Source organism: Amycolatopsis mediterranei (assembly GCF_026017845.1).
Classification (GTDB): domain Bacteria; phylum Actinomycetota; class Actinomycetes; order Mycobacteriales; family Pseudonocardiaceae; genus Amycolatopsis; species Amycolatopsis mediterranei.
The window spans coordinates 1997340-2010716 of sequence record NZ_CP100416.1 but is presented as its reverse complement, the minus strand read 5'-3'; the positions used below and the strand labels follow the sequence as shown (position 1 = coordinate 2010716).

Here is a 13377-nt window from a genome sequence, read left to right as displayed (position 1 = left end):
GTTGTTCCTTTTCCGGTTCGCCCACCGTAGCCAAAAGCGCGCGGTCAGGTGCGGGAATCCAGCCACCGGTGAACCGCTTCCCGGTCGACGCCGAGTTCCGCCAGCAGATCGGCCGCCGGGTCGGGCGGGCTCAGCTTCACCAGCACCCGCAGCAGCTGCGCCGGATCCCGCGGCCGCGGCGTCCCGCCGATCGCCTCGTTGACGACCGCGCGCGCACCGGAGGTGAACGCCCCCAGCGTCAGCTTTCCGCGCCGCGCCGGGACTTCGGCCGGGCGGAGGCCTTCGACCTCGATGCCGAGCGCCGCCAAGGCCGCCCGGTCGAGGCGGTCCAGCGCCGCACGGGCCTCGGCCAGGCCGATGCCGAGCGCGAGCGCGCTGTCCGGGTCGTGCAGCAGGCCCAGCAGCAGGTGTTCGGTGCCGAGCCGCCGGTCGCCGCGGCGGCGGGACTCCTCCAGGGCCGCCGTCACCACGACGGCGAACGGGCTCTTGGCGATCAGCCGGTCGAGCACGAGCACCTCACTTCCCGTACTTGGCGTGCACGGACTGCCGGGCGACGCCGAGCGCGTCCCCGATCTGCTCCCACGACCAGCCCCGCTCCCGTGCGTGCGCGACGGCCGCCGCTTCCACCTGCTCGGCGAGCCGGTGCAGGGCGCCCACCGCCCGCAGCGCCACCGCCGGGTCCGTTTCCGAGACGCGTCCCGAAAGCTCTTCCGCTTCCACGAGTGTCAGTCTAGCCTGACATTGTCGTCAGTTTGAACTGACAGCCGGGAGGGCATGATGGAAATCGCGGTGATCGGAGCGGGCCCGGTGGGCCTGATGCTGGCGGCGGAGCTGCGGCTCGGCGGCGCGAAGGTGGTGGTCCTGGACCGGCGGACCGAACCGGACCGGCGGCCGCGGGCGAACGGGCTCGGCGGCCGGATCGTCGAGCAGCTGGACCACCGGGGACTCCTCGACCGGTTCCGGGCCGAGGCGACGTTCGCCGGCCCCGTCCCCGGCTTCCCGTTCGGGCCGGTCCCCCTCCACTTCTCCGGGCCGGACGCGCCGCTGCGTGCGCTCATGCTGCAGCAGCCACGGATGGAGGCCCTGCTGGAGGAGCGCGCGACCGAGCTCGGCGCCGAAATCCGGCGCGGTCACGAACTGGTGGACCTCGGCACCGTCCGCGGCCCGGACGGCGAGTACCGCATCGAGCCGCGGTACATCGCCGGCTGCGACGGCGCACACAGCCGCGTCCGCGAGCTGGCCGGCATCGGCTTCCCCGGCACCACCGGCGACGAGCTGATGCGCCTCGGGCATTTCCGGGCGGACGTGGACCTCTTCGCCACGGTGGCGGGACTGGAGCGCGGCTGGAACCGCCGGCCCGGCGGCCGCGTGCTAGTGACGTCGCTGACGCCGGGCGTCGTGATCGCCGGCGTGCGCGAAGTGACGCCGGAGCCACCCGGCGAGCCGACCCTGGCCGAGTTCCGCGACGCCGTCCGGCGGGTCCTCGGCACCGACCTGCCGCTCGGGGAACCGCTCTGGCTGTCGCGGACGGCGAGTTCGGCGCGGCTCGCCGTCCGGTACCGGGCCGGGCACGTGCTGCTCGCCGGCGATGCCGCGCACCTCTTCCCGGCCGGTGGGTCGTCGCTCAACGTCGGGCTGCTGGACGCGGTCAACCTGGGCTGGAAGCTCGCCGCCGTCGTGCGCGGAACCGCCGGGGAGGCGCTGCTCGACAGCTACCACGCCGAGCGGCACCCGGTGGCCGCGCGGACGTTGACGCAGACCCGCGTCCAGGCCCTGCTCGACCGCCTGACCGGCGAGGACGGCGACGCCCTGCGGACGCTCTTCGGCGAGCTGGCCGCGTTTCCCGAGGCGACCCGGCACCTGGCCGGGCTCCTGCGGGACGCCGACGAGCTGCCGTACGTGCCCGACCTGCCCCTGACCGTCGGCGGCGAGCCGATCCGCGTGGCGGAAGTCATGCGCGCCGCGCGGACCGTGCTGTTCGACTTCGCCGACCGCGCCGACCTGAGAGAAGCCGCCGGTCCGGACGTGAAGATCGTCACAGCCGCCTGCCCGGACGCCCCGGCCGACGCCCTGCTCGTGCGCCCGGACGGCGTCGTGACCTTCCGCGGCGGTGATCCGGCCGCGCTTCGGGAAGCAATGACGGCACCGGGGCGTTGACCCCGGTTGTGAGCTCATTGCCTGACGTGCCGCTGTCCGTGCTCGACCTGTCCCCCGTTTCGGAGGGGAACACCGTCGGCGAGACGCTGCGCAACACCCTGGACCTCGCCCGCGCCGCGGAACGGCTGGGCTACCACCGCTACTGGCTGGCCGAGCACCACAACATGCCCGGCATCGCCAGCTCGGCCACCGTCGTGCTGATCGGGCACGTCGCCGACGCCACCGAGCGGATCCGCGTCGGGTCGGGCGGGATCATGCTGCCCAACCACGCGCCACTGGTCGTCGCCGAGCAGTTCGGCACCCTGGAGGCGTTCCACCCCGGCCGGATCGACCTCGGCATCGGCCGCGCACCCGGCACCGACCAGCGCACGGCGCTGGCGCTGCGCGGTCCCGGCGGGCTGTCCGCGGAGAACTTCCCGGAGCACCTGCAGGAGCTGATCGGCTACTTCACCCATTCGGAGGCCCGCGGGGTCAACGCCGTGGTGGCCGAAGGCAACCAGCCGCCGGTGTGGCTGCTCGGTTCGAGCGGCTTCAGCGCCCAGCTCGCCGGGCGGCTCGGGCTGCCGTTCTCCTTCGCCCACCACTTCGCCGCCGAGAACACCATCCCGGCCGTCCAGCTCTACCGCGAGAACTTCCGGCCGGGCGTGCTCGACGAGCCGTACGTGATGCTCGGCGTGTCCGTGGTCGCCGCCGAAACCGACGAGCGCGCCCGCTTCCTGGCCGGCCCCAGCGGGCTGACGTTCCTCAGCCTCCGCCGCGGCCGCCCGATCGCACTGCCGACACCGGAAGAAGCCGCGGAGTACCCGTACACCGAGATGGACCGCGCGTTCCTGGCCGAGCGCTTCGGCTCCAGCATCGTCGGCTCGCCGGAAACCGTCCAAAAGGGACTCGAGCAGCTGCTGGCCGACACCGGCGCGGACGAGCTGATGGTCACCACGATGGTCCACGGCCACGCCGACCGCGTCCGCTCCTACGAACTCCTCGCCGCCCTCAAGTCCTGACCCGTACCCGGCCGGACGACACGCGTACCCGCAAGGACGACACGCGTACCTGGACGGACGACACGGCCACGCCTGCCCGGCTTCCGCGTGTCGTCCGCCTGAGTACGCGTGTCGTCCGGTCACGTACGCGTGTCGTCCGCTGCGGTGCGCGGGAATTGACAAACCGGGGTGGTTCGTCAAGCGCGGGCGGGGTCGCGAGCGGAGTTTCTTTTCCTCCGCTGACAACAAGATCGGGTCCGTTTGTCAGCCCCGGACAAGAAATGCGCGGTTACCAGCCCGTGACCCCGTGATCCTGCTCAAGTTCTTGTCTCCCAGCAAGGCCGTCGTTAGCGTACCGACCAGTAGGAAACGGCACGGTACACCCGAGACCGTGAATGGCCGACAATTGTTAGTCCATTCGGTCCATTTCCCCTTGGTCATCTCGGGTGTATTCGGCGTGCCGCCGAAACCGCTGGAGGCACACGAATGGCCGAACGGACGACGACGGCGTCGTTCCCGGGGGCGGCCGCACTGCGGCAGACCGGACGGCTCTACGGACTCGGCCTCGACGTCGTCCGGCTGACCTTCCGCCGCCCGTTCCAGGCGCGGGAGCTGATCCAGCAGTTCTGGTTCATCGCGAGCGTGTCGATCCTGCCGACGGCGCTGGTCTCGATCCCGTTCGGCGCGGTGATCGCGCTGCACATCGGCTCGCTGACCACGCAGATCGGCGCGCAGTCGTTCACCGGCGCGGCGAGCGTGCTCGCGATCATCCAGCAGGCCAGCCCGATCGTCACCGCGCTGCTCATCGCCGGCGCGGGTGGCAGCGCGATGTGCGCCGACCTCGGCTCCCGGACCATCCGCGAAGAGATCGACGCCATGGAAGTCCTCGGCGTCTCGCCCGTGCAGCGGCTGATCGTGCCGCGGGTGCTCGCCGCGATGGGGGTCGCGGTCTTCCTCAACGGCATGGTCAGCGTCGTCGGCGTGCTCGGCGGCTACTTCTTCAACGTGATCATGCAGCACGGCACCCCGGGCGCCTACCTGGCCAGCTTCTCGGCCCTGGCCCAGCTGCCCGACCTGTGGATCAGCGAGATCAAGGCCCTCATCTTCGGCTTCGTCGCCGGGGTGGTCGCCTCCTACCGCGGCCTCAACCCCAAGGGCGGCCCGAAGGGCGTCGGCGACGCGGTCAACCAGTCGGTCGTCATCACGTTCCTGCTGCTGTTCGTGCTGAACCTGATCCTCACCACCGTCTACCTGCAACTCGTTCCGCCCAAGGGGAGCTGAAGTGACGACCACGGACCTCCCGAGAACCGCGCGGGTACGCGAGGCCGTCGACCGCCGGTTCGGCTTCCTCGACACCCTCGGCGACCAGATCCTCTTCTTCATCCGCGCGATCGCCTGGACCCCGCGGGCGCTGCGCCGCTACCTGCGCGAGGTCGTCCGCCTGCTGGCCGAGGTCAGCTTCGGCAGCGGCGCGCTGGCCGTCATCGGCGGCACGATCGGCGTGATGATCGGGATGACCGTCGCCACCGGCACGGTCGTCGGCCTGCAGGGCTACTCCGCGCTGAACCAGGTCGGGACGTCGGCGTTCGCCGGGTTCGTCTCCGCCTACTTCAACACCCGCGAGATCGCGCCGCTGGTCAGCGGCCTCGCGTTGTCCGCCACCGTCGGCTGCGGCTTCACCGCCCAGCTCGGCGCGATGCGGATCTCCGAGGAGATCGACGCCCTCGAAGTCATGGGCATCCCCAGCGTCCCCTACCTGGTGACGACCCGGGTGATCGCCGGCTTCCTCGCCGTCATCCCGCTCTACGCGATCGGGCTGCTGTCGAGCTACCTCGCCTCGCGGCAGATCACCGTGTGGTTCTTCGGCCAGTCCGCGGGCACCTACGACCACTACTTCCTGCTGTTCCTCCCGCCCGGCGACGTGCTGTGGTCGTTCGGGAAGGTCCTGGTGTTCAGCATCGTGGTGGTCCTGGCGCACTGCTACTACGGCTTCCGCGCGAGCGGCGGCCCGGCCGGCGTCGGTGTCGCGGTCGGCCGCGCGGTGCGCACCGCGATCGTCGCGATCAGCGTCCTCGACTTCTTCCTGTCCCTGGCGATCTGGGGCGCGACGACGACCGTGCAGGTGGCCGGATGAGAAGGGAAACCCGCCGCAAGGCCGGGGTCCGCACCGCCGGCGTGCTGTTCCTCGTGGTGATGGGCGTGCTGGTGACGCTCTCGATCAAGGTGTACGACAAGGACTTCGTCACCACGGTCCCGGTGACGCTCAAGGCGAGCCGCATCGGCAACCAGCTCTCGCCGGGCGGCCAGGTCAAGGCCCGCGGTGTGCTCGTCGGCGAGATCCGCGGCGTCCGGGCCACCCCGCAGGGTGCCGAGATAGCGCTTGCTCTCGAACCGGGCAAGGTGGACATGCTGCCCCGCAACGTCTCCGCGCTGCTCGTCCCGAAGACGCTGTTCGGCGAGCGGTACGTCCAGCTGTCCATCCCGGACGGCGAGCGCGCGCCGCACCTGGCCGCCGGCGACGTCATCGAGCAGGACCATTCGGCGAACGCGGTGGAACTGGAACGGGTCTTCGACAACCTGCTGCCGCTGCTGAAAGCCGTCCAGCCGCAGAAGCTGGCGACGACGCTGACCGCGGTTTCGACGGCACTGGAGGGACGCGGCGAGCAGCTCGGGAAGACGCTGTCCACCGCCGCGGACTACCTCAAGGAGTTCAACCCCGAGCTCCCGCAGCTGACCTCGGACCTGAAGGACCTCGCAGGAGTTTCCCGGCTCTACGGCGACATCGCGCCCGACCTCCTCGACGCCCTCACCGACTCGGCGGTCACGCTCAACACGGTCAAGGAGAAGCAGGCCGACCTGGCCGGGGTGTACCAGCAGGTGACGTCGTCGTCCCAGGAGGTCGCCACTTTCCTGGCCGGCAACCGGGACAACCTCATCTCCCTGGCCGCCGACAGCCGCGCGCCGCTGGAGATCGCGGCGAAGTACTCCCCCAGCTTCGCCTGCACGATCGGCTCGCTCAACGCACTGAGGAAATCCATGGACAAGGTGCTCGGCGCGGGCACGCGCGAACCGGGCATGCACGCCGACGTCGCGGTCGTCCCCGACAGCGGCAAGTACCTGCCGGGCCGGGACGACCCGCGCTTCACCGGCGGCGGCGAGCCCCGGTGCTACCCCTCCGGCGTCTCCCCGACGATCGGCACCGCCGCGGCGGCCCCGGGTACCGCCGGGCACCCGCTGCTCGCCGGTGGCCAGGGTGACCTCGGGATCGCGAACTCGCCGCAGGAGGAGCAGCTGCTGTCCACCCTGGTCGCGCCGTCGATCGGGGTGCCGACGGCCGAGGTGCCGGCCTGGAGCAGCGTGCTCGTCGGGCCGCTCTACCGCGGCACGGAGGTGACGCTCAAGTGAGGAACATCGCCGCCCCGCTGATCAAGAGCCTCATCTTCATCGCCGTCACGGCGCTGGCGACGACGCTGCTGGCCATCTCCATCACCAACTCCGGCGTCGGCGCCACCGAGCGCTACACGGCCAAATTCCTCGACGCGACTTCGCTCAACGTCGGCGACGACGTGCGCATCTCCGGAGTCCGCGTCGGCCAGGTCGAGTCCCTCGACATCGGCGACCGCAACCGGGCGGTGGTCGGGTTCTCCCTCGACCAGGGCCGTCGGCTGCCCGCCGACGTCCGCGCGGTCATCAAGTACCGCAACATGGTCGGCCAGCGGTACGTCGCCCTGGAACGCGGGACCACCGGCACCCGGGAGCAGCTGCCGCAGGGTGCCGAGATCCCGCTGGACCGCACGACACCCGCGCTGGACCTCACCGACCTCTTCAACGGCTTCAAACCGCTGTTCCAGGCGCTGTCGCCGAAGGACGTCAACGAGCTCTCCGGCGAGATCGTCCAGGTGCTGCAGGGCGAAGGCGGCACCGTCGAGAGCCTGCTGCTGCACACCGGCTCGCTGACCACCACCCTCGCCGGGCGCGACAAGGTGATCGGCGAGGTCATCGGGAACCTCAACACGGTCCTGAAGACGGTCAACGGCAAGGGCGACGCGCTGGCGAACCTCGTGTCCACCCTGCGGCAGCTGGTCTCCGGGCTGGCGGGCGACCGCGCCGCGATCGGCGACGCCATCAGCGGGATCGGCGCGCTGACCGAGTCCACCGCGGGGCTGTTCGAGCAGGCCCGCCCGCCGCTGAAGGACAGCATCGCCGGCCTGCGGGACGTCGCCGGGACACTGGCCCAGAACCAGTCCGATGTGGACAGCTTCCTGACCAACCTGCCGGTGAAGTTCAACGAAATCGGCCGGACCGCTTCCTACGGCTCCTGGATGAACTTCTTCCTCTGCCGCGCCACGCTCGAAGCCACGCCGCCGCGCGGGGTGCTGACGGAGACGCCGAGGTGCCAATCGTGAAATCCTTCAAGGAGCGCAACCCGATCGTCCTCGGGGTGATCGGCAGTGTCGCGCTGGCCGCGCTGCTGACGGTGACGCTCAACTACGACAACCTCCCGATCGTCGGCGGCGGCACCACGTACGAGGCCGAGTTCTCCGAAGCCGCCGGCCTGCAGTCCGACGACGAGGTCCGGATCGCCGGCATCAAGGTCGGCGAGGTCCGCGGCGTGCAGCTGGCCGACGACCACGTCCTCGTCTCCTTCCGGGTCAAGAACGCCTGGATCGGGGACCGCACGTCCGCCGAGATCAAGATCAAGACCTTGCTGGGCCGCAAGTTCCTCGCGCTCAACCCCACCGGCGACGGTGTCCAGGACCCGGGCCGGCCCATCCCGCGGACCCGGACGGTCACGCCCTACGACGTCACCGACGCCTTCAACGGCCTCGCCGACACCGTGGGCGCGATCGACACCAAGCAGCTCGCGGACAGCTTCACCACGTTGTCGGACACCTTCCGCAACTCCCCCGAACACGTCCGCAGCGCACTCGACGGGCTCTCCCGGCTGTCCAAGACGGTCTCCAGCCGCGACAGCCAGATCGCCGAGCTGCTGGCCAACGCCCGGAAGCTGACCACGACGCTGGCGAACTCGAACGACGACTTCGAGAAGCTGATCGGCGACGGCAACCTGCTGCTCACCGAGCTGAACAGCCGCCGCGACGCCATCCGGGACCTGCTGGACGGCTCGGCGCGGCTGGCCGGCCAGCTCAGCGGGCTGGTGCGGGACGACAGCGACGCGCTGAAGCCGGCCCTGCAGTCGCTCAACCAGGTCACCGACCTGCTCAAGCGGCAGAACGACAACCTCACCAAGGGCCTGCAGCTGGCCGGCCCGTACTTCCGGGTGCTCACCAACACGACCGGCAACGGCCACTGGATCGACGCCTACCTCTGCGGGCTGCTGCCCGAGAACCACGACCCCTGCACCCCGCCGAAGAACCCGGGAGGGGCCAAGTGAGCGCGCTGACCACAACCCGCGCCGGCGTCCTGGCGAGCCGTTTCGTCGCCGCCGCCCTGCTGCTCGCCCTCGTCGTCACGGCCGCGCTGTGGTGGGTGTTCTCCGGCTCCGGGCAGCACCACGTCACGGCGTTCTTCACCCGCGCGGTCGGCGTCTACCCCGGTTCGGACGTGCGCGTGCTCGGCGTCCGGATCGGCCAGGTCGACGCGGTCGCCCCGCGCGGCGAGCAGGTGCAGGTGGACATGAGCATCGACGGCTCGGTCGGCGTCGCCGAAGACACGACGCTCCTGGTGATCGCGCCCAGCGTCGTCGCCGACCGCTACCTGCAGTTCGCCAAGCCGGCCCGCGGCGGGCCGCGGCTGCCGGACGGCGCGACGATCCCGATCCAGCGGACGGCCACCCCGGTGGAGCTCGACCAGCTCTACGCCAGCCTCGACACGATCTCGAAGGCGCTCGGCCCGAACGGCGCCAACGCCCAGGGCGCGCTGTCGGACCTGCTGAAGACCGGCGCGCAGAACCTGCAGGGCAACGGCCGCACGGTCAACGACAGCGTCCGCAACTTCGCCCAGCTGGCCCGCACGCTGGCCGGCAACTCGAGCGACCTGTTCGGCACGGTCAGCGAGCTGCAGCAGTTCACCACCATGCTGGCCACCAACGACAGCCAGGTGAGCAACGTCAACCAGCAGCTGGCGCAGATCTCCGGCACCCTCGCGGCCAACAGCGGCGAGCTGGCGCAGGCCCTCGACGGCCTCGGCCGCGCGCTCGCCGACGTCCAGGGCTTCATCCGCGACAACCGCGGCGCGCTCAAGGCCAACGTGGACAACCTGGTGACGACCACGCGGACCCTCGTCGAGCAGCGCGCGTCGCTGGCCGAAACGCTCGACGTCGCGCCGCTGGCGGTGACGAACGTGCTCGACGCGGTCGACCCGGCCACCGGGCGGCTGCTCGGCCGCGGCACCTTCGACTACTACCTCCAGCCGCCGCTGCCGCTGCCGGTCACGGGCGACACTTACACCAACGGAGGCGGGCGATGACACGCCGCATTCGGGGGGTCCAGGGGGGCTTGCCCCCCGGCCGGGGCCTGGGGCTCGGCCCCAGAAGACACCGCGTGCTCGCCGTCTTCGCCGTCGGGTGCCTGACGCTCGCGGGCTGCTCGTCGGGGGAGTTCAAGGGCGTCTACGACCTGCCCCTGCCCGGTGGCGCCGACGTCGGCGACCACCCGTACTCGGTGACCGTGCAGTTCGCCGATGTGCTCGACCTCGTGCCGCAGGCCGCGGTGAAGGTCGGGGACGTCCCGGTCGGCCGGGTGCGGGAAGTCCGGCTGGGCGGCGACGGCTGGACGGCCGAAACGGTGCTGGAGGTCAACGGCGACGTCGTGCTGCCCGCGAACGCGGTCGCGCGGCTGCGCCAGTCCAGTCTGCTCGGCGAGAAGTTCGTCGAACTGGCTCCGCCGGACGGTGACACGAAAACCGCCGACGCGAAGAACGCCGGCACCGGGCGGCTGGCGAACGGCGCCACGATCACCCTGGACCGCACCAACCGCAACCCCGAGTTCGAAGAGATCTTCGGCGCCCTGTCCCTGCTGCTCAACGGCGGCGGGATCGGGCAGCTGCAGACGATCAACCGTGAACTGTCGAAGGTGATGGACGGCAACGAAGAACAGATCCGGTCGTTCCTCTCCGGGGTGAACACCCTGGTGACCGACCTGGACGCGCACCGCTCGAACATCACCGAAGCGCTCGACGGGCTGAACCGGCTGTCGGCCACGCTGGCGAACCGCCACGAGCAGGTCTCCGGTGCGCTGACCGACCTGACGCCGGGGCTGCAGACGCTCACCGACCAGCGCACCCAGCTCGTGTCGATGCTGCAGTCGCTGGACCGGCTCGGCACGGTCGCCACCGACGTCGTCGACCGCAGCCGCGCCGACATGGTGGCCGACCTGCGTGCGCTGGCGCCGATCCTCGGGCAGCTGGCCGCGGCCGGGGAGAACCTGCCGCAGTCGCTGCAGATGCTGCCGACGTTCCCGTTCCCGGACTCGGTGCTGAACACGGTGAAGGGCGACTACGTCAACGCCTTCGTCTCGATGATCCCGGCGCCCGGTGTGCCGCTGCCCCCGCTCGGCGAGGGTGTCCCCGAGACGGGCCTGCCGGTCTTCCCGTCGGTGAGCAAGACCCCGGCTCCCTCCGGAGGCCGCTGATGCTGAGCAACAGAGTCCGCGTCCAGGTCGTCCTGTTCGTCGTGATCGCGCTGGCCACGACGGCGTTCGTCGGCGCGAACTACGCCGGGCTGGGCCGGCTGTTCGGCTCCGGTAGCTACACGGTGAAGCTCGAGCTCGCCGAGGGCGGCGGCCTTTTCACCAACGGCGAGGTGACCTACCGCGGCGTCGCCGTGGGCCGGGTCGGCGAGCTGCGGCTCACCGTCACCGGGATGGAGGCGGACCTGCTGATCGACGACGCGGCCCCACCCATCCCGGCCGACTCGCGGGCCGTGGTGGCGAACCGCTCGGCGGTCGGCGAGCAGTACGTCGACCTGCAGCCGCGCACGGCCGACGCGCCCTACCTCGACGGCAGTTCGGTCATCCGGCGCGAGTCGACGACGCTGCCGCTGCCGGTGAACAGCCTGCTGACGGACCTGGACTCGTTCACCGCGTCGGTGCCGACCCAGGACCTGCGCACGGTGGTGAACGAGCTCGACGACGCCCTGCGCGGCGCGGGCCCGGACCTGCAGACCCTGATGGACTCGGCGACGACGTTCACCCAGGAGGCGAGCAGCCACCTGCCGCAGACGTCGAAGCTGATCGGCGACGGCGCCACGGTGCTGCGGACCCAGATCGACTCCTCCGGGGAGTGGCGCTCGTTCAGCAGCAACGCGCGCGTCTTCGCCCAGCAGCTGGCGAACTCCGACGGCGACCTGCGGCGGCTGATCGCCGCCGCACCGCCGGCGGCGTCCGAGCTCGGCGGACTGCTCAAGGAGAACGATCCCGGCCTGCCGATCCTGCTGGCCAACCTGCTGACGACGGCCCGGGTGTTCGGCACCCGCACGGCGGCGGAGGAGCAGCTGCTGTCCGACGTGCCCCGCGCGGTCGCGACGGTCGGGTCGGCGTTGAACGACCGGGGTGACCAGCTGCGGATGGGGCTGGTGCTGAACTTCAACGACCCGCCGCCGTGCCGCCAGGGCTACGAGAAGACGCCGGACCGGTCGAGCAGGGACCTCTCGCCGATGCCGTTCAACACCGACGCGGCCTGCACGCTCCCGTACGGGGACCCGAGCTCGGTGCGCGGCTCGCAGAACGCGCCGCACCCGCCGGTCCCGGCCGCGGTGCTGCCGGGCGGGCTGACGAACCCGCTGTCACTCGGGACGCAGGCGACGGCGACGACCCTCGGGGAGGTGCTGTGGCTGCGCTGAGGATCGTCCCGGTGGTGCTGGCCGCCTCGGCGGCCGTGTTCGCGGGCTGGTCGGGCTATTCCTGGTACTCGGCGGCCCACGCTTCTTCGGTGACGTACGGGGTGGCTCGCGACGAGGCGCTGGCCACCGGCCGCACGCTGGTGGCCGAGCTGAACACGCTGGACTACCACGACGTGAACGCCGGCCTGGGCAAGTGGTTGTCGGCCTCGACGGGCCCGCTGCACGACCAGCTGGCCCGCACGGACGAGACGACGAAGAAGACCTTGGCGGCGAACGCCACGGTGGCGACGGGCCGCGTGGTGGACGCAGGCCTGAGCGAGCTGGACGAGCACGCGGGCACGGCGAAGCTGCTGGCCTCGGTGGAGATCACGATGGCCAAGCAGGGCACGGCCCCGGCGGTCAAGCGCAACCGCTTCGCGGCGGCGCTGAGCCGGACGCCGGACGGGTGGAAGTTGAGCGCGCTGGACCAGCTGCCGGTGGGTGCCCGATGAGCCGCGCGAAGACGGCCGCCCGGGCGGCGGAGGAGCTCGCGGCGGAGCCGGGTGCCGTTAACGCGAACACCGCCGAGGGTGATCCCGGACGCGGCTTCGGAGGCAGTGCCGCCCACGACTCGGTCGAGGGCGAACCCACCGCCGAAGAGGCCGAGCCCGGCGCCACCGAGGCCGAAGCCGCCCCGGCCAAGCCGACCGCCGAAAGCGGCGGCGCAGCCGCCCCCACCAAGCCGACCACCGAAAGCGGCGGCGCAGCCGCGCCGACCGATGCCACCTCCACCGCCGAGCCCGGCAGCGCCACGCCCACCGAACCCAGCGCGGCCGAAGCAGACCCGACCACAGCCGCCCAGCTCGACCCCGACAGCACAGCTACTCCCCCCGAGCCGGAAGCCGCCGAGACAGACCCCGCCGAAGCCGAGCCTCCCAAGCCCCGGCCCGTCTGGCGCCGCCTCCCCGCCCTCCTCCTCGCCGCCACCCTCGTCCTCGCCGGGGCCGGTGTCTGGTTCACCCTCGAAGCCCGCTCCGCCGCGAACACCCCCGCCGCCGCGAACCTGGCGCTCACCGACGTCGGCGCCACCGCCGATGTGAGCTCCGCCGTCAGCCTCGCCGTCAACCGGATCTTCTCCTATTCCTACGACCGGACCGACGTCACCGAAAAGGCCGCCGCCGCCGTGTTGCGCGGGTCGGCCAAAGATTCCTACGACAAGCTCTTCGCCGAAGTCAAGCGGAAAGCGCCGGAACAGAAACTCGTGCTCACTTCGCGCGTTTCGGCCATCGCCGTCCAGGAACTCAAAAATGGTCACGCGCGGTTACTCGTCTTTCTCGATCAATCAGCCGTCCGGGCCGACAACAATGCGACCGACAGCGCCGCGGCGCAGCTTTCCGTGACCGCGGAGCACACCCCCGGCGGCTGGGTCATCACCGCACTCGAACCGCGCTGACCCGCTCC

General features: G+C 71.2%; 14 protein-coding genes. 12 read left to right on the top strand and 2 right to left on the bottom strand.

Annotated features, from left to right (window positions below):
- Window positions 1-44: 44 nt before the first annotated feature.
- Entirely contained in the window at window positions 45-515 is a 471-nt protein-coding gene (locus tag ISP_RS09565; protein ID WP_013223679.1) for a Clp protease N-terminal domain-containing protein, read from the bottom strand.
- A gap of 1 nt (window position 516) precedes the next feature.
- Complete coding sequence (locus tag ISP_RS09560; protein WP_013223678.1) at window positions 517-720, bottom strand: helix-turn-helix domain-containing protein; 204 nt, start codon at window positions 718-720, stop codon at window positions 517-519.
- A 54-nt stretch (window positions 721-774) separates the two neighbouring features.
- Here ISP_RS09560 and ISP_RS09555 point away from each other — a divergent pair, with 54 nt between their 5' ends.
- The 12 genes from ISP_RS09555 (at window position 775) to ISP_RS09500 (ending at window position 13369) form a co-directional block, all read left to right on the top strand.
- Window positions 775-2157 carry an FAD-dependent monooxygenase gene (locus tag ISP_RS09555; protein WP_013223677.1) on the top strand — a complete coding sequence of 461 codons (1383 nt, stop codon included), beginning with the start codon at window positions 775-777 and terminating at the stop codon, window positions 2155-2157.
- 8 nt (window positions 2158-2165) lie between these two features.
- Entirely contained in the window at window positions 2166-3158 is a 993-nt protein-coding gene (locus tag ISP_RS09550) for an LLM class flavin-dependent oxidoreductase (protein ID WP_200876256.1), read from the top strand.
- A 465-nt stretch (window positions 3159-3623) separates the two neighbouring features.
- Window positions 3624-4418 (top strand): MlaE family ABC transporter permease, encoded by a 795-nt coding sequence (locus ISP_RS09545; protein WP_013223675.1) that lies wholly within the window; start codon window positions 3624-3626, stop codon window positions 4416-4418.
- Window position 4419: 1 nt separating this feature from the next.
- Complete coding sequence (locus ISP_RS09540) at window positions 4420-5271, top strand: MlaE family ABC transporter permease (RefSeq protein WP_013223674.1); 852 nt, start codon at window positions 4420-4422, stop codon at window positions 5269-5271.
- The gene (locus tag ISP_RS09535; protein ID WP_013223673.1) at window positions 5268-6542 is read left to right on the top strand and encodes an MCE family protein; all 1275 of its coding nucleotides are present in this window, start codon (window positions 5268-5270) and stop codon (window positions 6540-6542) included. The genes ISP_RS09540 and ISP_RS09535 overlap by 4 nt, the downstream gene beginning before the upstream one ends.
- Entirely contained in the window at window positions 6539-7543 is a 1005-nt protein-coding gene (locus ISP_RS09530) for an MCE family protein (RefSeq protein WP_013223672.1), read from the top strand. Before ISP_RS09535 ends, ISP_RS09530 begins: the two co-directional genes overlap by 4 nt.
- Complete coding sequence (locus ISP_RS09525; RefSeq protein ID WP_013223671.1) at window positions 7540-8532, top strand: MCE family protein; 993 nt, start codon at window positions 7540-7542, stop codon at window positions 8530-8532. The genes ISP_RS09530 and ISP_RS09525 overlap by 4 nt, the downstream gene beginning before the upstream one ends.
- The gene (locus ISP_RS09520; RefSeq protein WP_013223670.1) at window positions 8529-9566 is read left to right on the top strand and encodes an MCE family protein; all 1038 of its coding nucleotides are present in this window, start codon (window positions 8529-8531) and stop codon (window positions 9564-9566) included. The genes ISP_RS09525 and ISP_RS09520 overlap by 4 nt, the downstream gene beginning before the upstream one ends.
- A 74-nt stretch (window positions 9567-9640) precedes the next feature.
- Window positions 9641-10729, top strand: a complete 1089-nt coding sequence (locus ISP_RS09515) for an MCE family protein (protein WP_013223669.1) — start codon at window positions 9641-9643, stop codon at window positions 10727-10729.
- A complete protein-coding gene (locus ISP_RS09510; RefSeq protein WP_013223668.1) occupies window positions 10729-11937 on the top strand; it encodes an MCE family protein in 1209 nt (402 codons plus the stop codon). The genes ISP_RS09515 and ISP_RS09510 overlap by 1 nt, the downstream gene beginning before the upstream one ends.
- A complete protein-coding gene (locus tag ISP_RS09505) occupies window positions 11925-12428 on the top strand; it encodes a hypothetical protein (protein ID WP_013223667.1) in 504 nt (167 codons plus the stop codon). Before ISP_RS09510 ends, ISP_RS09505 begins: the two co-directional genes overlap by 13 nt.
- The gene (locus ISP_RS09500; protein ID WP_013223666.1) at window positions 12425-13369 is read left to right on the top strand and encodes a prolipoprotein diacylglyceryl transferase; all 945 of its coding nucleotides are present in this window, start codon (window positions 12425-12427) and stop codon (window positions 13367-13369) included. Before ISP_RS09505 ends, ISP_RS09500 begins: the two co-directional genes overlap by 4 nt.
- Window positions 13370-13377: the final 8 nt, after the last annotated feature.